Annotated in this window: 14 protein-coding genes, 1 pseudogene and 1 riboswitch; of the genes and pseudogenes, 8 read left to right on the forward strand and 7 right to left on the reverse strand. The window is 70.2% G+C overall.

The window, feature by feature from the left end:
- Positions 1–123 precede the first annotated feature (123 nt).
- Both QMK30_RS21275 and QMK30_RS21280 read right to left on the reverse strand, forming a co-directional pair.
- On the reverse strand, positions 124–1,179 hold the full coding sequence (locus tag QMK30_RS21275; RefSeq protein WP_283519868.1) for a C40 family peptidase: 1,056 nt from the start codon (positions 1,177–1,179) through the stop codon (positions 124–126).
- Between the two features lie 583 nt (positions 1,180–1,762).
- Positions 1,763–2,974: a C40 family peptidase gene (locus QMK30_RS21280; protein ID WP_283519869.1), complete on the reverse strand. Its 1,212-nt coding sequence runs from the start codon at positions 2,972–2,974 to the stop codon at positions 1,763–1,765.
- A gap of 8 nt (positions 2,975–2,982) precedes the next feature.
- Positions 2,983–3,145: riboswitch (cyclic di-AMP (ydaO/yuaA leader) on the reverse strand.
- A gap of 272 nt (positions 3,146–3,417) precedes the next feature.
- Between QMK30_RS21280 and pcrA the strand changes: the two genes are divergently transcribed.
- On the forward strand, positions 3,418–5,907 hold the full coding sequence (gene pcrA, locus QMK30_RS21285) for a DNA helicase PcrA (RefSeq protein WP_283519870.1): 2,490 nt from the start codon (positions 3,418–3,420) through the stop codon (positions 5,905–5,907).
- 350 nt (positions 5,908–6,257) lie between these two features.
- On the opposite strand, the gene QMK30_RS21290 is transcribed toward pcrA, so the two are convergent.
- Both QMK30_RS21290 and QMK30_RS21295 read right to left on the reverse strand, forming a co-directional pair.
- Positions 6,258–7,835 carry a M23 family metallopeptidase gene (locus QMK30_RS21290; protein WP_283519871.1) on the reverse strand — a complete coding sequence of 526 codons (1,578 nt, stop codon included), beginning with the start codon at positions 7,833–7,835 and terminating at the stop codon, positions 6,258–6,260.
- Between the two features lie 276 nt (positions 7,836–8,111).
- Complete coding sequence (locus tag QMK30_RS21295; RefSeq protein WP_283519872.1) at positions 8,112–8,960, reverse strand: alpha/beta hydrolase; 849 nt, start codon at positions 8,958–8,960, stop codon at positions 8,112–8,114.
- Positions 8,961–9,312: 352 nt separating this feature from the next.
- Between QMK30_RS21295 and icmB the strand changes: the two genes are divergently transcribed.
- Positions 9,313–9,726, forward strand: coding sequence for a coenzyme B12-dependent isobutyryl CoA mutase small subunit (gene icmB / locus QMK30_RS21300; RefSeq protein WP_283519873.1), 414 nt, complete (start codon positions 9,313–9,315; stop codon positions 9,724–9,726).
- 347 nt (positions 9,727–10,073) lie between these two features.
- Here the strand turns inward: icmB and QMK30_RS21305 are convergent, their stop codons facing one another.
- Complete coding sequence (locus QMK30_RS21305; RefSeq protein WP_283519874.1) at positions 10,074–11,825, reverse strand: DUF5691 domain-containing protein; 1,752 nt, start codon at positions 11,823–11,825, stop codon at positions 10,074–10,076.
- Positions 11,826–11,958: 133 nt separating this feature from the next.
- On the opposite strand from QMK30_RS21305, the gene QMK30_RS21310 reads away from it, so the two are divergent.
- The 6 genes from QMK30_RS21310 to sucD all read left to right on the forward strand — a co-directional run bounded on the left by QMK30_RS21310 (position 11,959) and on the right by sucD (position 19,986).
- Positions 11,959–12,387 carry a hypothetical protein gene (locus QMK30_RS21310; protein WP_283519875.1) on the forward strand — a complete coding sequence of 143 codons (429 nt, stop codon included), beginning with the start codon at positions 11,959–11,961 and terminating at the stop codon, positions 12,385–12,387.
- 102 nt (positions 12,388–12,489) lie between these two features.
- A complete protein-coding gene (locus QMK30_RS21315; RefSeq protein WP_283519876.1) occupies positions 12,490–13,611 on the forward strand; it encodes an ATP-binding protein in 1,122 nt (373 codons plus the stop codon).
- Entirely contained in the window at positions 13,590–16,301 is a 2,712-nt protein-coding gene (locus QMK30_RS21320) for a DUF5682 family protein (protein WP_502963188.1), read from the forward strand. The genes QMK30_RS21315 and QMK30_RS21320 overlap by 22 nt, the downstream gene beginning before the upstream one ends.
- A 125-nt stretch (positions 16,302–16,426) precedes the next feature.
- Positions 16,427–17,638, forward strand: coding sequence for a VWA domain-containing protein (locus tag QMK30_RS21325; protein ID WP_283519970.1), 1,212 nt, complete (start codon positions 16,427–16,429; stop codon positions 17,636–17,638).
- Positions 17,639–17,901: 263 nt separating this feature from the next.
- The gene (sucC, locus tag QMK30_RS21330; RefSeq protein WP_283519877.1) at positions 17,902–19,080 is read left to right on the forward strand and encodes an ADP-forming succinate--CoA ligase subunit beta; all 1,179 of its coding nucleotides are present in this window, start codon (positions 17,902–17,904) and stop codon (positions 19,078–19,080) included.
- Between the two features lie 21 nt (positions 19,081–19,101).
- Positions 19,102–19,986, forward strand: coding sequence for a succinate--CoA ligase subunit alpha (gene sucD, locus QMK30_RS21335; RefSeq protein WP_283519878.1), 885 nt, complete (start codon positions 19,102–19,104; stop codon positions 19,984–19,986).
- 166 nt (positions 19,987–20,152) lie between these two features.
- On the opposite strand, the gene QMK30_RS21340 is transcribed toward sucD, so the two are convergent.
- Positions 20,153–21,025 (reverse strand): sigma factor-like helix-turn-helix DNA-binding protein, encoded by an 873-nt coding sequence (locus QMK30_RS21340; RefSeq protein ID WP_349362104.1) that lies wholly within the window; start codon positions 21,023–21,025, stop codon positions 20,153–20,155.
- A 243-nt stretch (positions 21,026–21,268) separates the two neighbouring features.
- A pseudogene (locus tag QMK30_RS38515) lies at positions 21,269–21,469 on the reverse strand (helix-turn-helix transcriptional regulator); the annotation flags it as partial.
- Between the last annotated feature and the right edge of the window lie 40 nt (positions 21,470–21,509).

The following is a 21,509-nucleotide window of genomic DNA, read 5'->3' on the forward strand; positions in this document are numbered from 1 at the left end:
CGTCCAGGTGCGGGAACAACACCCCGAACTTCAAGGCGAGTCGATCCCGAATCTCATGAGGTATTCCCATACCACGTCAACGAGCCAAATCGCCGGAAGCAACACGTTGAATCTCTGCGAGCCCTAAGCGGGCCGGCTCGCGCCCGCGAAGGGCATCTGGTCGATCGGGGCCACGCGGACGGGGGCGCCGGGGCGTGGGGCGTGGATCATCTGGCCGTCGCCGATGTAGAGACCCACGTGGCTGATGCCCGAGTAGAAGAACACCAGGTCACCAGGGGCGAGTTGGGAGCGGGGGACGCGGCTGCCCGCGTTGATCTGGGTGTACGTCGTACGGGGCAGCGAGACGCCCGCCGCGCGCCAGGCCGCCTGGGTGAGCCCCGAGCAGTCGAAGGACGAGGGGCCGGTCGCGCCCCAGACGTAGGGCGCGCCGAGGGCGCCCCGGGCGAAGGAAACGGCCTGCGCGGCGCGCGCGTTGGGCGCCGTGGCCGCGCCGCCGCGCGGGGCTTCGCGGTTCGCGCGGGGGGCCGCCGCTGCGCCGTGGCCGTCCTGCTCGGCGTACCGCGCACGGTCCTCGGCGGTGAGGCGGGACAGCAGGGCCTCGGCGTCGGCGATCTTGCCCTGGATCTTCGACTTGTGCTTCTTCAGGTCGCTCTGCTGCGATGTGAGGTTCGCGAGCTTGGTGTCGGCCTCGCTGCGCAACTGGTCGATGGCGCCGAGCTGCTGCCGGACACCGGTGATGGCGGCGGCGTGCCGGTCACCCGCCCGGTCGGCCCTCGCGGCCCGCTCCAGGTACTGGTCCGGGTCGGAGCTGAGTGCGATCTGCACGGCCGGGTCCACCGCGCCGGTGCGGTACTGGGCGGCGGCGAGCGAACCGAGCGCGTTGCGTGAGGCGTTGAGGCGCTCGGTCCTGCGGGCGGCCTCGTCGCGCAGCTCGCCCAGGGACTCGCGGGTGTCGCCCACCGTCTCCCGTACGCCGTTGTACTTCTCGGTGGCGACCTCGGCGTCGTGGTAGAGCTGGTCGACCTTGGCCTTCACCTGAGCGGGGGTGAGGGCGGGCTCCGCGACGCTGGTTCCTTCAAAGGCTGTGGCGCTCGCGGCTCCGGCGAGGGCGAGGGTGAAGGCGGTGCGGGCGGTACTGCCGGTGAGCGTGCGCTGTTTGGGCTTGCGATGCGCTGCCACGAGGGCGTCCACGTCCTTCGGTCGTCCGTCGGTACCGCGTCCGGTGGCGGCCCGCACAGGGGGTCGGGCCGCCACCGGATTTTCGGCGGTGATGGCCGACCGGCCGCTCCGGGGAGGTGCGGCGGTGGGGAGTCGGCCACCTGAGGGAGGACGCTAAACCTGCGGGTCACGGGGAAGCACCGGAATGACTGACAGTGCCCGAATTCGGTGATGAAGTGACCGCCGGTGAGCGATGGAATGACCCGGAATTGAGCATTCCGATCGGCTGCGACCGATGTGGGGGCACGGAGGCGCCTCATGGGCCGGGCCTGCTACAGGGCGTCGAGGGGCGGCCGACGTTGGTCGGCGCGGCTTCATCCTTTGGTCGGGCGATCCGCGGCCCGGCCGAGGCCGTGCTGCGGCGGCTGATCAACCGCTGAGGGGGAGGGAGTTCCGACGCCGCGGCGCTCGCCGGCTGCGCTCGCGGCGGGACTGCCGACGCTCCGGTGAGGTACTTGAGGCTTCGGTGGGACGCTGTGTGCGGTTGGATCCTGCCGGACGGGGCCTGGTTTTCCCGGCCCGCCCGGCATCGGCCCGCCGTGCGTTACGCCGGGCGCACGCTGCCGTAGATCGGCATGTAGTAGATCGACTCCTCGCGGACGTACGCGCCGGGCTTGGGCGCGTGGATCATCTTGCCGTCGCCGATGTAGACGCCGACATGGCTGATGTCGTCGTAGAAAAAGACCAGGTCACCCGGCTTTAGGTGGTCGGTCGCGATCCGCGTGCCGACCTTCACCTGGTCCCAGGTGGTCCGCGGCAGATCGACGCCCGCGGCCTTCCAGGCACCCTGGGTCAGACCGGAGCAGTCGTACGAACTCGGGCCCGCGGCGCCCCACACGTACGGCTTGCCGATCTGGGCGCGGGCGAAGGCGAGAACCTTCTCGGCCTTGGCCGCGTACGCGCCACCGGACTCGCCGCCGCCGCCCGTGCCCGCGCCGGGGGTGCCCGAGCCCGTCCCGGCGCCCGTACCCGCGCCGCTGCCCGTGCCGTCCTCCCGCTGGGTTGCTTCCTCCTGGCGCTTGCGCTCGGCGTCCGCCCTGTCCTTCGCCTCTGCCTTCGCCTCTGCCTTCGCCTTCTCCTCGGCCTTGCGGGTGGCTTCGGCCTCCCGTTTCTTCTCCAGCGCCGCGAGCCGCGCCTTTTCCTCGGCGGTGAGGTCCGACAGCATTTCGCGCGCTTTGGCGAGCTTCTTCTGGACGCTCCGCTTGGAGGCCTTGAGCGCGGCCTGCGACTCGGTGAGTTTCTCCAGGCTGCGGGTCGCCTCGGCGCGTTCCTTGGCGGCTTCGTCCTGCTTCTGCTCGTAGTCGGTGATGTACGACTTCTGACGTTCCGTCATGCGGTCCATCAGCTGGTTCTGGTCGAAGTACTGCTGCGGGCTGTCCGCGAGCAGCAGCGCAGCGGTCGGGGTGACCGTGCCCGACCGGTACTGCGCGGCTGCGAAGCTGCCGAGCTTGCGCCGCGCGTCGTTGAGCTTCTCGGTGCGCTTGGCGACGTTGTCGAGCAGCCCGTCCACCGACTTGCGCTGGCCGTCGGTGGCTTCCTTCGCCTTGTTGTAGCTCTGGGTGGAGGTTCCGGCCTGCCGGTAGAGGTCGTCGACCTTCTTCTGCACTTCCTCGACGGTCGGGTTGGGGCTCGGCTCGGTCGGCGCGGCCTGGGCGCTCTGCCCCAGGAGGCTGATGGAGGCGATGGCGGCCGTCGTCATGCCGACGGCGGGCGCGGTGGTGCGAATCCGGGTGCGCGATTTGCGATGCGATGCCAAGGTCGGCATTTTCCTTCCGTGGACCGCCTACCGGGTTAGCTGTCGGGTTCGGGCGGAACGGAAGGCTGCCCTACGGTCCGTGGGGAACTCGGACCGATTCACCCCAGTGGTGCGTGTGGGTCCCCGGTTCCGAACTGCCGTGAGGCAGTGCGAATTCGGCGTGGGCGGCCCGGTCCGGCGCCGATCGCCGGTGGAGGTACAAGCCGCCCGAGTCAGCACGCTAGCCAATGCGTGTGACCGCTGGGAAGTCCGATGTTCGATATGCCCGATACGTTTTCGTTACCTGGATGTAGAGGCGGCGTGAGAGGGGTGAAGATGTGGCGGAGGTCACGGGCGAAGGCGGTTGGCGAAGTGGTCGGCGCGGCCCGGTACGGCCGTCGCCGACGGGATTCACGGGCATTCCGGGGCGGGGTGTCAGTGGGCCCGCCTAAGCTTGGTGAACGATGAGCAGCCTCTTTGACGACAGCTTCCTGGCCGACCTCCAGCCCACGGCGGAGGCGACTCCGCCGCCCCCCGAGGGGCACGCCCCGGAGGAGGTTCCGCACGACCTCTTCGAGGGCGCCTTCGCGGCGCCCCCGGCGCCCAGGGACGCGTACTACCGGGGCGGCGCACCGCGCCCCGTGACGGACGTCGCCGCGCTGCTCGACGGGCTGAACGAGGAGCAGCGCGCCGCTGTCGTGCACGCCGGATCGCCGCTGCTCATCGTGGCGGGGGCCGGCTCGGGCAAGACCAGGGTGCTGACCCACCGGATCGCGTATCTCCTGGCCAACCGGGGCGTGCACCCCGGCCAGATCCTCGCGATCACCTTCACCAACAAGGCCGCGGGCGAGATGAAGGAGCGCGTCGAGGAGCTCGTCGGCCCGCGCGCGGGTGCGATGTGGGTCTCGACCTTCCACAGCGCGTGCGTCCGCATCCTGCGCCGCGAATCGAAGAAGCTCGGCTTCACTTCCTCGTTCTCGATCTACGACGCCGCGGACTCGAAGCGCCTGATGGCGCTCGTCTGCCGCGACCTGGATCTCGACCCGAAGAAGTTCCCGCCGAAGGCCTTCAGCGCCAAAGTGTCGAACCTGAAGAATGAGCTGATCGACGAGGAGACCTTCGCCGGTCAGGCCGCCGACGGCTTCGAGAAGATGCTGGCCGAGGCGTACGTGCTGTACCAGGCGCGGCTGCGCGAGGCCAACGCCCTGGACTTCGACGACATCATCATGACCGCGGTGCACCTGCTCCAGGCGTTCCCGGACGTCGCCGAGCACTACCGGCTGCGCTTCCGGCACGTCATGGTTGACGAGTATCAGGACACCAACCACGCGCAGTACACCCTCGTGCGCGAGCTGGTGGGACCGTCCGGTGAGGACAAGGCCCCGGCCGAGCTGTGCGTCGTCGGTGACGCCGACCAGTCGATCTACGCCTTCCGCGGCGCCACCATTCGTAACATCCTCCAGTTCGAGGAGGACTACCCCAACGCGAAGACGATCATGCTGGAGCAGAACTACCGCTCCACGCAGACGATCCTCACCGCCGCCAACGCGGTGATCGAGCGCAACGAGAACCGCCGGCCGAAGAATCTGTGGACGGACGCCGGAGCGGGTGCCCTGATCACCGGCTATGTCGCGGACACCGAGCACGACGAGGCGCAGTTCATCGCCGAGGAGATCGACCGGCTGACCGACGCGGGCGACGCGAAGGCCGGCGACATCGCGATCTTCTACCGTACGAACGCACAGTCCCGCGTCTTCGAAGAGATCTTCATCCGGGTCGGCCTGCCGTACAAGGTCGTCGGCGGCGTCCGCTTCTACGAGCGCAAGGAGGTCCGGGACGTCCTTGCGTATCTGCGCGTCCTGTCGAACCCCGAGGACACCGTCCCACTGCGCCGCATTCTGAACGTACCGAAGCGGGGCATCGGTGACCGCGCCGAGGCGATGATCGACGCGCTGTCACTGCGAGAGAAGATCAGCTTCCCGCAGGCGCTCCAGCGGGTGGACGAGGCGTACGGCATGGCGGCCCGCTCCACCAACGCCGTGAAGCGGTTCAACACGCTGATGGAGGAGCTGCGCACGATCGTCGAGGCGGGCGCAGGCCCGGCCACGGTGCTGGAGGCCGTCTTCGAACGCACGGGCTACCTCGCCGAGCTGCAGGCCTCGACCGACCCGCAGGACGAGACGCGCATCGAGAACCTTCAGGAACTGGCCGCGGTCGCCCTGGAGTTCGAGCAGGAGCGCGCCGACGAGGAGACGCCGGGGACGCTGGCGGAGTTCCTGGAGAAGGTGGCGCTCGTCGCCGACTCCGACCAGATCCCGGACGAGGACGAGGACGGTTCCGGCGTCATCACGCTGATGACGCTGCACACGGCCAAGGGCCTTGAGTTCCCCGTGGTGTTCGTGACGGGCATGGAGGACGGGGTCTTCCCGCACATGCGCGCGCTCGGACAGACCAAGGAGCTGGAGGAGGAGCGGCGGCTGGCGTACGTGGGGATCACGCGCGCGCGTGAGCGGCTCTATCTGACGCGGTCGACGATGCGCAGCGCGTGGGGACAGCCCTCGTACAACCCGCCGTCGCGGTTCCTGGAGGAGATCCCGGAGGAGCACCTGACGTGGAAGCGGACGGGGGCGCAGATTCCGGCGGGCCCGGTCTCGGGCATCGGCTCCTCGCGCTCGTCCTCCTCCTCGCTCACCTCGTCGTTCTCCACGTCCACGCGGAGCGGGGGCGCCGGTGGCGGCGGGCGGTCCGGTCCTTCGGGCTTCGCCACGCGACGGTCCTCGGACAAGCCGGTGATCGCGCTGACGATCGGGGACCGGGTCACGCACGACCAGTTCGGCCTCGGCACGGTCGTGACCGTGACGGGGACGGGCTCGGACGCCCAGGCGACGATCGACTTCGGCGACGAGCGGCCGAAGAAGCTGCTGCTGCGGTACGCGCCGGTTCAGAAGCTCTAGGGGCGTCCTGAAGATGTTGAAATCACGCCCGTATTGCACCAGTTCGACGGGATTGGCATTTGCTGGCAATCCGGGGTGATCCGGGCGGCCGGAGCAAGATCTTCATCGGCCTCCTAGGGGGCGTCCGGCCCCGGGCGCGACAACTGGTCGGGTGGGCCGGCCGGGCGCGGCGGCCGGGTGGGCCCGCGCGCTTGGCCGGCCGGGCGCGGCGGACAGGCGCGGGGCAGGGAGCGGAGCCCGTCGCGGCTGGGGGCTGCGGCTTGTCGGCCCGGGGCGGCGCTGGGCTTGTTCGCATGGCGCCTTGGCTTGCGCCCTGGGCTTTTACGGGGTCGGGGTTACGGGCCAGGGACTCACGTCGGGTCGAGGTTGTGGCTGCGGAGCCACGACAGCGGGTCGACCGCCGCGCCGCCGCCGGGACGTACCTCGAAGTGCAGGTGCGGCCCGGTGGAGTTGCCGGAGTCGCCCGAGTACGCGATGGTGTCGCCGGCCTGGACCGAGCCGGACCGGAGCTTGTTGGTGCTGAGGTGGCAGTACCAGGTCTCAGTGCCGTCGGCGGCGGTCACTATGGCCATGTTTCCGTAGGCGCTGTTGTACTGCGTGCGGACCGTGCCGTCGGTCGCGGCCATCACGGGAGTGCCGTACCCGACGGGGAAGTCGATGCCGGAGTGCTGCGACATCCAGTTGACCCCGGCCTGACCGTAGTAGGCGCTGAGTCCCTGCTGCGCCACCGGCAGGACGAACTTGGGGCGCTCGGCCTCCTTGCGGGCGGCCTCCGCGACCCTGCGCTTCTTCTCGGCGATCTGGCGGGCCTTGAGGTCGATGCGCTCCTGCGTACGGCTGGCACGGTCGGCGAAGTCATCGGCGTCCGCGCTGAGGTTGGCGAGCTGGGTGTCCAGCTTGTTGTTGACGGTGACCGGCTTCACCGAGCCGGCGTCGGGGGCGGCGACCGTGGTGGTGCCGTCCTTCGGCTCCTCGGAGCTGCCGACTCCGCCGACCGAGGCCGCGGCGATGCCGGCGACCCCCATCACACAGGCGGAGGGGACGGCGACGGTGAGGAGCGCGGAGCGCCTGGCGGGGGTGCGTCGACGGCCTCGGCTCGCGGAGCGGCGGGGGCCGACGGCGGCGGTTGCTGCGACGGGCTCGTGATCCGGGTCCGGCGCGGGGGAGGGGGCGACGTCGGTGGAGTCGATGCCGATGTCATTGGTGCCGGTGCTGGGGGCGACATCGGTGTCGGCGTCGTACTGCCTGTAGTCGGGCGAGACTTCGTAACGTTCGTACGGTTCGTACGGGTCATAGGCCTCGTACGGCGTGGGTGCTTCGGGCGCCTCGGGTGTCGTGAACGCCTGCGGGGCCTCGGCCAGGTCCGCGACCGAGAACTGGGCCGTGGCGTAGAGGACTTCCTCGGGCGCGGCGACGGGGTGGGCCCCGGTGTGGACGCCGACGTTCCAGGCGCCGGTGTCGTACGCGCCGTTGTTGTACCCCGATGCTGTGCTCCACTGCCCGGTGGCGTCGGCGGCCTGGGCGAACTGCGGGGCCGCGTACTGGCCGGTCTGTCCGGAGTCGCACTGTCCCGGGATGAACTGGCCCGTGTCGAGCTTTTCTGTGCCGAGCTGCCCTGCCTGGTTCCAGGCGTTGGCGTCCCACTGGCCCGTGGTCTGTGCGGGGATGTCCGCCGCTGTCTGATATCCGGCGGCAGGCCATGAGGTGGTTTCGTACTGCTGATGTTGCTGATGCTGCTGCGCGCCGTAGGTGTCGTACCCGACCGCCTGGTGGGCGCCCGTGGTGTCCCACTCGGAGGAGTCGTACTGGCCGCTCTTGTCCACCCCGTAGGGGCTTCCCGGTCCCGGAAGTGTGCCGAAAAGTGGATCGGTGTCGAAACTGCCGGTGGAGTAGCCGTCGTACCCGGCGTGGGCGTGCTGGTCGTCCACCAACTTCTCTCTCGCCTCGACAACAGGACCTGAGGTCTGGGGTCCCTGGAGAAACTTGAGCCCCTGGAAGTACGGGAGCCCCAAAGGCAAACAGTGGCGCGACTGTACCCGGCGGTATGCGGAGACGACAATCTTCGGCAGGTTCCCGGCGCTCCGGAAACGGGCATTCGGCCGCCTTTGGGTGGACGCCGGGCACAGCCTTGGCCTTACGTTCGACGCGTGTTCGATCCGGGGCGAGTGGGGGAGGGGTGGGGGCGGCCAGGTCAGGGGTGGGGATCAGGCCACCGATGCCGCCCCGGACACACCCGGCGCCGCGTCCTGGGCCTGGAGTGCCTGTCGGATCCCGGCGGCGACGGCCGGATGGACCGGTAGAGCCAGATGGCCGATTCCAGTCACTCGTATGTTCTGGGCGATCAGATCCTCATGGGTGACGCACGCCGTTTCGAGAGGGAGCATCAGCTGATCGAGATCGCTCCAAAAACTTACGAACTTGGTCCGGCAGCCGGGCGCGGGCTCGCGCAGCTCCTCGATCACATCGGAACCCGGGCGCATCTGTCGCACGATCGGGTGAGCGCTCATGGGCGGGGCGACGCGGGTGCCGCTGTGCGGAGTGCCGAGAGTGACCAGGGTGCGTACGCGCGTGTCGCCGCCGAGGCGCTGCACGTAATAGCGGGCGATCAGGCCGCCGAGGCTGTGGCCGACGATGTCGACCTCGGCGTGTCCCGTGCGGTCGCAGATCTCCTCGACATGGCGGCCGAGCAGCTCGGCGGCGGTGCGGATGTCGCAGGTGAGCGGAGAGTAGTTGAGGGATTCCAGATGGTGCCAGCCGTGCCGGGTCAGGGAGCGGCGCAGCAGGACGAACACCGACCGGTTGTCCACGAAGCCGTGCAGCAGCACGACCGGCGGGTGGGGCCGGCCGGTCGTGGGCAGCCGGGACGTCTCCGGCAGGACGACTGTTTCACCGACCGGGTCCCGGCGGCGCTCCTGGGCGATGCCCGACGGATAGAGGCAGAGGTGCCCGGCGAGGATGGCCAGCTCCAGGGCGGTGGCCCGCAGGAGCGCGGCCGACAGCTGCAACTGGCGCAGACACGGCGGAAAAACGAAGAAGAAGGGCAGAACCTTCATGGCCGACCTCCCGAACGGCACGTGGGGAGACAGCTCCGTCCCCCGTGTGCCCTCATGGGGCGCCGTGCTGAGGCGGTCGGCATGCCGCGCCCCCGTGCCGTGCGGTTGACGGCATGGGGATGAGGCGACCTCGTTGCGGCTCCCCAGGCGATCGTTCCCGGCGCTGCGGCAGTAGCGCCTGCTGAGGCGGGAACGACGCATAGCGAACATGTCCCACGTGTGATTTCCCCCTCCCTGTCCACCGTGAAACGAGCGCTTGCGGGATGCTGTAGATAACGTTCGTTCACTTCCCCGTCCTTTCCGGAGCGGGGACGCGTGCCAATGACGGCGCAGTCGGTACATGGAGGCAGTGATGGGTGTGACCGGACCGATCCGCGTGGTGGTCGCCAAGCCGGGCCTCGACGGGCACGACCGTGGGGCAAAGGTCATCGCGCGGGCGCTGCGCGACGCCGGTATGGAGGTCATCTACACCGGGCTTCATCAGACGCCCGAGCAGATCGTGGACACCGCCATCCAGGAGGACGCCGACGCGATCGGCCTGTCGATTCTCTCCGGTGCGCACAACACGCTCTTCGCGAAGGTCATCGACCTGCTCAAGCAGCGCGACGCGGAAGACATCAAGGTCTTCGGAGGCGGCATCATTCCGGAGGCGGACATCGCACCGCTGAAGGAGAAGGGTGTCGCGGAGATCTTCACCCCGGGCGCGACGACACAGTCCATCGTCGACTGGGTCAACGCCAACGTCCGCCAGGCGGCCCAGGCCTGACGCAGTGGTCGGGGCGGGTGCCGGTCCCGGTGCCGAGGTGGCAGTGGCACCGGGGGCCGACGCCGACGCCGACGCTGAGGTGACGGTGGGGGCCGGTGCCGACGCCGACGCCGACGCCGACGCCGACGCCGACGTCGACGCCGAGGTGGGGGCTGGTGCCGGTACCGACGCCGAGGTGAGGTCGTTACGACCTCCCCCGCGATACGGAGCGGGCTCCCGGCGTCCTGCGACCCCGCTCGCGGCGTTGTCGTCGGTCAACGACGCTCCGCGTCGATTCCCTCCTCCGCCCCGCAATCGCAGCCACCGGACGCCGCTCACCGATCCACTCCCTACCGCGGGGGAGGTCGTTACTCCTTCGGCCGGTCCGGCGGCTCGGGCGACCCCGATGCCTCCGGGGAGCCCGGCCGTTCCGGCCGTTCGGTCGGCTCCGGCAGTTGTGCGGTGTGAGACGCCGACGGCGGCGCCTCGGGTTGCGACAATTCGGTGAGCATCGCCGCCCTGAGACGGAGGGTGCCAACGAGGCGCTGGAAGGCCTCCGACCAGTAGCCGCCCGCGCCGGGCGACGCGTCCTCCTGCTCGTCGGGAGTCGTCGTGAGGATTTCGAGACGGCTCGCTTCGCCGGGGTGCAGACATCGCTCCGCCAGCCCCATGACCCCGCTGAAACTCCACGGGTAACTCCCCGCCTCGCGCGCGATGTCGAGTGCGTCCACCACCGAACGGCCGAGCGGCGCCGCCCACGGCACGGTGCAGACCCCGAGCAGCTGAAAGGCCTCGGACAGTCCGTGTGCAGCTATGAACTCGGCCACCCAGTCAGCGCGTTCACCGTCCGGCAGGGTGGCCAGCAGGTTCGATCGCTCGGCGAGCGACGAGGTGCCGGGCCCGGAGGTCGGCGGCGCGGAAGGCGTGCCGAGCAGGGCCCGTGACCAGTCGGCGTCCTGCTGCCGCACCGCCGCGCGGCACCAGGCGGCCTGCAGCTCCTCCTGCCAGTCGTCGCTCACGGGCAGCGCGACGATCTCCCGTGCCGTACGACCGCCGAGCCTGCGCGTCCAGGCGGCCAGCGGGGTGCACTCCACCAACTGGCTGAGCCACCAGGACCGTTCGCCCCGCCCGGCCGGGGGCTTGGGTGATATGCCGTCGCGTTGCATGTCCGCGTCGCATTCGTGCGGGGCCTCGACGGTGATGCGCTCCCCGTCGCCCGTCCGGTCGCTGCGGTCCAGGCTGACGCAGGTCGTGGCGCGGCTCGCCATCCGGGAGGCCAGGGCCGACCTCGGCAGCGCGGAGAGCAGCTCGGCGGCAGTGGAACGCACATTGCGGCTGCGGTCGGACAGAGCTTGCTCCAGGAAGGGCTCGTCGCTGTCGGACAAGCCCGTGCGCAGGGAGTCGAGGAACATCAGCCGGTCCTCGGCACGCTCGGTGGGCCACGTCGCGGTGAGCAGCGTGAGCGCGGCGCCGGGCTCACGCGCCCGCACGGAGGCGAGCAGCCCGACCCGCTCCGCGGCCGTCTCCTCCCACAGCTGGTACCCCGTCTGCTCGGCCGTGGCCAGGCCGCCGCGCAGCAGGTCGGTCAGCCGCTGGTCCAGCTCCGTGGCCCCCGCGCTGATCCGCTCGGCCCGGCGCTCGGCCCTGCGCCTGGCCGCCTCGGGATCGACCGTCGTCCCGGAAGACCCCAACTCTCCTTCTGGTCCGCCCTCTACGCCCCACTCCCACCTCTCCTGCCCCCTCTTCCCGGCGGCGCTCTCCCGGCGTGCCGCCAGCCACTTCTGGGCCCAGTCGGGCGCAGCCGCGCCCGACGCGGCTGCCTGGAGCCCCCGCTCGTCCGCGGCCTGGAGCAGCAACAGCCCCAGCGCGTGCTTGCAGGGGAACTTCCGGCTCGGGCAACTGCACTTGTAGGCGGGGCTGCTGCCCGCCATGTCGACCACGGTCCGGTACGGCTTGCCGCCGCTGCCCTTGCACAAGCCCCACGCGGCCCCCGAGCCGCTGCTCCCCGTCTCCGACCACGGCCCGGCCGTGCCGAGCCTGCTTCCCGCCTTGCGCGACGCATCATCAGGAGCCAGTGCCAGCACCTGATCCGCAGTCCAGCGCACCCCCAGCTGATTCATGCCAACGACGCTACGCGGCACCACTGACAATGGGCTCCGAGCTGCGGTTTTGTCCGATCGTTAACTATTTGACCTTGCCCCTCCTTTGCGCTTGGGTGCGAGATCCGCAACTCACAATCCGGGGGGATCCCACATGAACCGCATCATCCGCACCGCCGTCTGTGCCGCCGCCGTCACCGGCCTCGCCTTCGGTCTCGGCGCCTGCGCCGAGACGACCGAGGCAGCCAAGGACAAGGCCGTGGACCAGGTCGACAAGGCCGTCGACGAGACCTACGAGGTCACGTACGAGGTCACCGGCAAGAGTGTCGATTCCATCGAGTTCGCGGGTGGCGAGGGCACGGCCATGAACCCCAAGATGGAATCCGTCGCCAAGCCCAAGCTGCCGTGGACGAAGACGGTCACCCTGCGCGGAATCATGCCGCCCGCCGTGTCGCCGATGGCCATTGAGGGCGCCGCCGACCTGAGCTGCAAGGTTGTCTACAAGGGTAAGACCATCAAGGAGGCCAAGGGGGAGAAGGTCATGGTGGGCGGCTGCATCGCGATCTCACCCATCGCCAAGTAGCTCCCATGTGCCGCCACTTGCTCTCTGACCTGCGGTGATGGCTGATTGTCAGTGGCGTGGTGCACGGTAGATCCCACATCCGGGAAATCTGGAGGGGGATCCATGACCGTGCCCGAAACCAAGACTGTCGGCAGTGCGGCGAGCGGTGAGGCTCTGCGGCCGCACGCCGAGGACGCGTTCGCCGACGAGCTCAAGGCGCTCGCCGCGGCCGACGACCGGCCGCGGCCCGCCCGGTGGCTGCTGTCGCCGTGGGCCGTCGCCACCTACCTGCTCGGCGGGACCCTGCCGGACGGCACGGTGATCACGCCGAAGTACGTGGGGCCGCGTCGGATCGTCGAAGTCGCCGTCACCACCCTCGCCACCGACCGTGCGCTGCTCCTGCTCGGAGTCCCCGGCACCGCCAAGACCTGGGTCTCCGAGCACCTCGCCGCCGCCGTGAGCGGCGACTCCACCCTGCTCGTACAGGGCACGGCGGGGACGCCCGAGGAAGCCATCCGCTACGGCTGGAACTACGCTGAGCTGCTCGCGAACGGGCCGAGCCGCGCCGCGCTCGTTCCCAGCCCGGTCATGCGCGCCATGGCCGAGGGCATGACCGCGCGGGTCGAGGAGCTGACCCGTATCCCGGCGGACGTGCAGGACAGCCTGATCACGATCCTGTCGGAAAAGACCCTGCCGATCCCGGAGTTGGGCCTGGAGACACAGGCCGTCCGAGGGTTCAACGTCATCGCCACCGCCAACGACCGCGACCGCGGGGTGAACGACCTCTCCAGCGCGCTGCGCCGCCGCTTCAACACGGTTGTACTGCCGCTGCCCGCGACCGCTGACGCGGAGGTCGACATCGTGTCGCGACGCGTCGACCAGCTGGGCCGCTCGCTCGACCTGCCGACCACACCGGACGGGATCGACGAGATCCGACGGGTGGTCACGGTCTTCCGCGAGCTGCGCGACGGCATCACCTCCGACGGCCGCACGAAGATCAAGTCCCCCTCGGGGACACTGTCCACGGCCGAGGCGATCTCCGTCGTCACCAGCGGTCTCGCGCTCGCCGCGCACTTCGGGGACGGTGTGCTGCGCCCCGGTGACGTGGCCGCCGGCCTGCTCGGCGCTGTCGTGCGCGATCCCGCCGCGGACCGCGTGATCTGGCAGGAGTACCTGGAGACGGTGGTCCGCGAGCGGGACGGCTGGAAGGACTTCTACCGCGCATGCCGGGAGGTCTCGGCATGACGGCGGGCCCGGTGCTGCTGGGTGTGCGCCACCACGGGCCCGGCTCGGCCCGCGCGGTGCGGAGTGCGCTCGACGCGGTGGGGCCCCGGGCCGTGCTGATCGAGGGGCCGCCCGAGGGGGACGCGCTGCTGTCGCTCGCGGCGGACGAGCAGATGCGCCCGCCCGTAGCCCTGCTCGCGCATGTCACGGACGACCCCGGCCGGGCCGCGTTCTGGCCGCTGGCCGAGTTCTCGCCGGAATGGGTCGCGATCCGCTGGGCGCTCGGGCGCGGTGTCCCGGTGCGCTTCATCGATCTCCCGGCGGCGCATTCGCTGGCACTCGCAGAAGGGGAACGGGAAGGGGAAGGGGGAGAGGGAGAGGGAGGAATGGGAAAGGGCGAGGGGGAGAGCGCGGCGCCGGGCGGTGCGGGGGCACCGGACGAGGACGCCGACTCCACGGGCGGTGACGGTAACGGGGTTCGGCAGGAAGACGGTTCGTCCGTCCCCGGTGACCTGCGGATCGATCCGATCGCGGTCCTCGCGGAGGCTGCCGGGTACGACGATCCCGAGCGCTGGTGGGAGGACGTCGTCGAGCATCGCGGCCCGACTGCCGGAGACGCGGAGCGGGAGGCCGCCCTCGCACCGTTCGACGCGATCGCCGAGGCCATGGAAGCGCTGCGGGAGGAGTACGGGGACGGCGGGTACGCCCGTGACCGTGTGCGTGAGGCCTATATGCGGACCCGACTGCGGTCCGCGCGCAGGGAGTTCGGCGATGACATTGCCGTCGTCTGCGGGGCATGGCACCTTCCGGCGTTGCACGAGAAGGCCGCCACGGCTACCGCCGACCGGGCGCTGCTCAAGGGGCTGCCCAAGGTCAGGACCGAGATGACCTGGGTGCCCTGGACGCACCGCAGGCTCGCCCGGCACAGCGGATACGGCGCGGGGATCGACTCTCCCGGTTGGTACGGGCACCTGTTCGGCGCCAGGGACCGGCCGGTCGAGCGCTGGATGACCAAGGTCGCAGGGCTGCTGCGGGACGAGGACCGGATGGTGTCATCCGCCCATGTCATCGAGGCCGTCCGGCTCGCCGAGACCTTGGCCGCCATGCGCGGGCGGCCTCTCGCGGGGCTGACCGAGACGACCGACGCCGTTCGCGCCGTGATGTGCGAGGGCTCCGACGTGCCACTCGCGCTCATCCATGACCGGCTCGTCGTCGGTGATGTGCTCGGCGATGTCCCGGACGCGGCGCCCGCCGTGCCGCTGCAGCGCGACCTGACCCGGGCGCAGCGCACGCTGCGGCTCAAACCCGGTCCGCTGGATCGGGAGTTGGAGCTGGACCTCCGCAAGGAGACCGACACGGCGCGCAGCCGGCTGCTGCACCGACTGAGGTTGCTGTCCATCGACTGGGGCGGGCCCGCCGCGGGGCGGGGCAGCACCGGCACGTTCAGGGAGAGCTGGCTGCTTCGCTGGGAGCCCGAGCTGGCCGTGCGGGTCGCGGAGGCCGGGGTGTGGGGCACCACCGTGCTCTCCGCAGCCACGGCCAAGGCCGAGTCCGAAGCCATTTCGGCAACCGCCCTCGCCGATGTCACCGCGCTCGCCGAGCGGTGCCTCCTGGCCGACCTTCCGGACGCCCTGCCAGTGGTGATGCGGGCCCTCGCGGACCGCGCCGCGCTGGACGCGGACGTCGGCAATCTGGCCCAGGCGCTGCCCGCCCTTGCCCGCTCCCTGCGGTACGGCGACGTACGCGGCACGGACACGGTCGCGCTCGGCGAGGTGGCGGCCGGCCTCGCCGAGCGGATCTGCGTGGGACTGCCGCCCGCCTGTACGGGCCTCGACGCGGACGGCGCCGCGGAGATGCGCCGCCACCTCGACGCGGTCCAGACAGCGATCGGCCTTCTGGCGGAGACCGCTCCACACACCCCGGACGTGCGCGACCGCGATGCGCGCGACCGCGATGCGCACGCACCCGCGGCAGTGCGCATACCCGCGCCGGGCAGCGGGGCGGAGAGTGCCGGGCGCGTCGGTGACCCCGGTCGGGCCTCCGGCATTTCCGGCACCTCCGTTGGACTGCGCGGGCGTTGGGCCGCCGTGCTGCGCCAGCTCGCGGACCGGGATTCGGTCGGAGGCGTCATCCGGGGGCGGGCCGTGCGGCTGCTGCTGGACGACGGGCGGCTCGCGGAGAACGAAGCGGCGCGGCTCATGGGGCTCGCGCTGTCACCCGGCACCCCGCCCGCCGACGCGGCGGCCTGGATCGAGGGCTTCGTCGGCGGTGCCTCGGGCGGGGGGATGCTCCTGGTGCACGACGCGCGCCTTCTGGGCCTGGTCGATACCTGGCTGGCCGGTGTCCCCGACCAGGCGTTCACCGACGTACTGCCGCTGTTGCGCCGCACGTTCGCGGCGTACGAGCCGGGAGTGCGACGCACCCTGGGCGAGCTGGTCAGGCGCGGGCCGACCGCGGCCGGACCTGCCCGGACGGAATCCGGAGCACCCGGTTTCGGTCCCGGCCTGGATGAGAAGCGGGCCGAAGCCGTGATGCCGGTGCTGGCGCTGCTGCTCGGCACGGACACGACGGACAGGGGAGGGAGCCACCACCACGACAGCGACAGTCACCACCAGGACACCCGCAGCCACAACAGCCACCACCAAGACAGCCGCAGCCACGACAGCCACGGCGACAACCAGCCGAAAGTCCTGACGGAGGAGGCCCGATGAGCACGTACGGCAATGATGTGGACGCGGCGGCCGGCTCCAGGACGGCGGCCGGCTCCAGGACGACGATGGGCGCTACGACGACGACGACGGCCGGCTCCACGACGGCGGCCGGCTCCAGGACGACGATGGGCGCTACGACGACGACGGCCGGCTCCGCTACGGCCGATCTCGCCGGGGAATCCGCCGGTGGCGAGCGGCTCAGGCGCTGGCGCCTCGTGCTGGGTGGGCAGGACGCCGACGGGACCGGGTGCGTGCTCGGCGGGCAGGATGCCGCGATGGACGGAGCCCTGACCGCGCTCTACGGCGGCGGGGCAGCCAAGGGGCCCCGCGGCAGCAACCGGTCGGCCGGGCTCGGTGCCTCCGCGCCGTCCGTCGCGCGCTGGCTCGGCGACATCCGAACGTATTTCCCCAGCTCCGTCGTGCAGGTCATGCAGCGCGACGCGATCGACCGCCTCGGTCTCTCCGCGCTTCTGCTGGAGCCGGAGATGCTGGAGGCCGTCGAGGCGGATGTTCACCTGGTCGGGACGCTGCTCTCCCTGAACAAGGTGATGCCGGAGACGACCAAGGAGACCGCCCGGATGGTCGTACGCAAGGTCGTCGACGACTTGGAGAAGCGCCTCGTCACCCGCACCAGGGCCACGCTCACCGGCGCCCTCGACCGCAGCGCCCGCATCAACCGCCCCCGACACCGGGACATCGACTGGGACCGTACGATCCGGGCCAACCTCAAGAACTACCTGCCCGAATACCGGAGCATCGTTCCCGAACGGCTCATCGGGTATGGACGGGCTTCGCAGTCCGTGAAGAAGGAGGTCGTTCTGTGCATCGACCAGTCGGGGTCGATGGCCGCCTCCGTCGTCTACGCGTCGGTGTTCGGCGCGGTGCTGGCCTCCATGCGTTCGATCGCGACCCGCCTCGTCGTCTTCGACACCGCCGTCGTCGACCTCACCGACCAGTTGGACGATCCGGTCGACGTCCTCTTCGGCACCCAGTTGGGCGGCGGCACGGACATCAACCGGGCCCTCGCGTACTGCCAGTCGCAGATCACCCGCCCTGCCGACACCGTGGTCGTCCTCATCAGCGATCTCTACGAGGGCGGGATACGGGACGAGATGCTCAAGCGGGTCGCGGCGATGAAGGCGTCGGGGGTGCAGTTTGTGGCGTTGCTCGCCTTGTCCGACGAGGGCGCGCCGGCGTATGACAGGGAGCACGCGGCTGCCCTCGCCGCCCTCGGGGCGCCCGCCTTCGCCTGTACGCCCGAGCTCTTCCCCGAAGTAATGGCGGCGGCCATCGAGAAGCGGCCCCTCCCCATACCGGACACGGCGCCGCACCAGTGAGGCAAGGGCACGACGGCCACTCCCGAGGCTTCCCAAGGCCTCCCGGGGAGGTCACAGGTGCAATCTGTGACCGGTATCACCGCTCAGGTGTGATCTGCGATTTAGGGACCTACGGCCCTCGGGGATAACCTGCGAGACGGACATGCCGCGTACCGGACACCGTGTACGCCTCCCTTGTGACAGCGCCGTCACGTTGCCCTTTGCGGCACGCCCATTGCAGACAATGCAACGAACCGCGATCACACGAAAAGGGACGGACGCGCGTGGACCTGTTCGAGTACCAGGCGAGGGATCTCTTCGCCAAGCACGGTGTACCGGTGCTGGCCGGTGAAGTCATCGACACGCCCGAGGCGGCCCGCGCTGCAACCGAGCGCCTGGGCGGCAAGGCTGTCGTCAAGGCGCAGGTCAAGGTCGGTGGCCGAGGTAAGGCCGGCGGCGTGAAGCTGGCCTCCAGCCCCGCCGACGCTGTTGCCAAGTCCGACGTCATTCTCGGCATGGACATCAAGGGCCACACGGTCCACAAGGTGATGCTGGCCGAGACCGCGGACATCGCGGAGGAGTACTACGTCTCCTTCCTCCTTGACCGCACCAACCGCACTTTCCTCGCCATGGCGTCCGTAGAGGGCGGCGTGGAGATCGAGGTCGTCGCGGAGGAGAACCCCGACGCGCTGGCCAAGATTCCGGTCGACGCCAACGAGGGCTGTACTCCGGAGAAGGCCGCAGAGATCGTCGCCGCCGCGAAGTTCCCGGCGGAGATCGCCGACCAGGTGGCCGACGTCCTGCAGAAGCTGTGGGTCGTCTTCATCAAGGAGGACGCTCTCCTCGTTGAGGTCAACCCGCTGATCAAGTCGGGCGACGGCAAGATCATCGCGCTGGACGGCAAAGTGTCTCTCGACGAGAACGCCGACTTCCGCCAGCCGGAGCACGAGGCGCTTGAGGACAAGGCCGCAGCCAACCCGCTCGAGGCTGCTGCCAAGGCCAAGAACCTCAACTACGTCAAGCTCGACGGCTCGGTCGGCATCATCGGCAACGGCGCGGGTCTCGTCATGAGCACCCTCGACGTCGTCGCGTACGCCGGTGAGAAGCACGACAACGTGAAGCCCGCCAACTTCCTCGACATCGGTGGCGGCGCCTCCGCCGAGGTCATGGCGAACGGCCTGGAGATCATTCTCGGCGACCCGGACGTCGAGTCCGTGTTCGTCAATGTCTTCGGTGGCATCACCGCCTGCGACGAGGTCGCCAACGGCATCATTCAGGCCCTGGCCCTGCTCAAGTCGAAGGGCGAAGCGGTCAACAAGCCGCTGGTCGTGCGCCTCGACGGCAACAACGCGGAGCTGGGTCGCAAGATCCTGTCCGACGCCAACCACCCGCTCGTACAGCGCGTGGACACCATGGACGGCGCGGCCGACAAGGCCGCCGAGCTCGCCGCGGCTGCGAAGTAAGGGACGAGGGACACCACAACCATGGCTATCTTCCTCACCAAGGACAGCAAGGTCATCGTCCAGGGGATGACCGGCGCCACGGGCATGAAGCACACCAAGCTCATGCTGGCTGACGGCACCAACATCGTCGGCGGCGTGAACCCGCGCAAGGCCGGTACGTCCGTCGACTTCGACGGCACGTCCGTCCCGGTCTTCGGCTCCGTCGCCGAGGCGATCGAGAAGACCGGCGCCGATGTCTCCGTCGTCTTCGTGCCGCCGGCCTTCGCCAAGGCCGCCGTCGTCGAGGCGATCGACGCCGAGATCGGTCTCGCCGTCGTGATCACCGAGGGCATTGCCGTCCACGACTCCGCCGCCTTCTGGGCGCACGCGGTCTCGAAGGGCAACAAGACCCGGATCATCGGCCCGAACTGCCCCGGTCTCATCACCCCGGGCCAGTCCAACGCCGGCATCATCCCGGGCGACATCACCAAGCCCGGCCGCATCGGTCTCGTGTCCAAGTCCGGCACGCTGACCTACCAGATGATGTACGAGCTCCGTGACCTCGGCTTCTCGTCGGCCGTCGGCATCGGTGGCGACCCGGTCATCGGTACGACGCACATCGACGCCCTCCAGGCGTTCGAGGCCGACCCCGAGACCGACCTGATCGTGATGATCGGCGAGATCGGCGGCGACGCGGAAGAGCGCGCGGCCGACTACATCGCGAAGAACGTCACGAAGCCGGTCGTCGGTTACGTCGCGGGCTTCACCGCGCCGGAGGGCAAGACCATGGGCCACGCCGGCGCCATCGTCTCCGGCTCTTCGGGCACCGCCCAGGCGAAGAAGGAGGCCCTTGAGGCCGCGGGCGTCAAGGTCGGCAAGACGCCGACCGAGACGGCCAAGCTGGCGCGCGAGATCCTCGCCGCCTGACCTGATCGCCTGACCTGATCGCGTGGCCATTGGCCGTGTGATCGCCGGCTGTGTGATCGCTGGTCTCCGACCAGGTGTTTGCGCGACGTTTTACGGTGCGGGCCCGCATCCCCCTTCGAGGGGGTGCGGGCCCGCCCGCGTGTGGGGGGACGTGTCCGGTGGGTTTTCAGCGGGCCAGGGGGACCAGGCGCTCCGGACCGTTCATGGGCTCGGCCCGGAGTCTGTCGCGGAGTTCGATGTCCTCCTGCGACAGCTTGAGCGGGCCGCCGCGGACGGGGACGCCGTTGACCGTTTCGCCCGGGGCGCGCGGGGGCTCGTACCGCGTGGGGGCGGTGACGAGCGTGAACGCGGCCGCGCCGATGATCAACACGGTGAGGGCGATGGCCGCCCGCGTCCAGAACTGCGTCTTGCGCTCGCTGCCCGTCCGTACGGCGCGGCCCGGCGGCAGCTTGGCGACGGGTTCGATGTCGGACAGGGTGCTGAGGCGCTGCTGCAACAGGGCCGACTGCTCCGCGGGGGTGCTCGCCCGGGCCAGCTCCGGCAGCCGTTGCACTACGGCGGCGCGCGCGTTGACCAGGCGGTTCGCGGTGGCCGGGGTGCTTGCCTCCGTCTCGGCCGCCGTCTCCGGCAGGTCGAGGCCGAGGCCGTCGTAGAGCAGCAGGGTGCGGCGGTACGCGGGCGGCAGGTCGAGCAGAGCGTTGAGCAGTTCGCGCCGGTCGGGCGGTGCGGGGACCCGATCGGGATTTCTGTTGCCGCGCCGCAGTCGGTGCCAGGGGGACATGGCGTACTCGTACGCCGCCGCACGCACCCAGCCCGCCGGATCCCGGTCGGTCGCCACCTCGGGCCAGCGCTGCCAGGCGAGGTGGAAGGCGTGCCGCACGGACTCCTGGGAGAGCCGCTGACGTCCGGTGAGGAGGTAGGCCTGGCGCAGTATGGCCGGGGCGCTGTGCGTGTACAGGGCGTCGAAGGCCTCGGCGGGCGTGAGGTCGGGAGCGGGGGTCGCGTCCGGGACCTCGGCGGGATCAGGCTCAGCCGCCATTGCCGTTGCCGTTGCGGCGTCGGTCTCGGGGGCGGGGTCGGGTACAGCCGTGGGTTCAGGCTCGGCTTCAGATTCGGATTCAGGTGCCGATGTCGAGGCCGCCGCGGATGCCAACACAGGTGCCAACACAGGTGCCAATGCCGGTGCCGCTGCCGGTGCCGGTGCCGGTGCCGGTGCGACGGTGAGATCGGGGTCGGGGTCGGGCTTTCGCTCCGGCTTCCGGGGGTTCGTGGCCTCCGCTGCGCCGAGCAGCTTCGCGTACGCCTCGCGTTTGCGCCCCTTGGGGCTGGTGCGCCCCGATTCCCATGACCGCACCGTCTCGCGCGTGACCCCTATGGCGGTGGCGATCTGCTCATGGGACAGCGATTTCGCTTCGCGCAGCCTGCGCCGCTCCTTGGGGGAGGGCAGGGAGGAGGTCGAGACTGTTCGGGTGCTCTGCGTCATGAAGGACTCCCCACAGCGCCGCGCCAGACGAAAAAGTACA

It is taken from the genome of Streptomyces sp. H27-C3 (genome assembly GCF_030063415.1).
Lineage (GTDB): Bacteria > Actinomycetota > Actinomycetes > Streptomycetales > Streptomycetaceae > Streptomyces.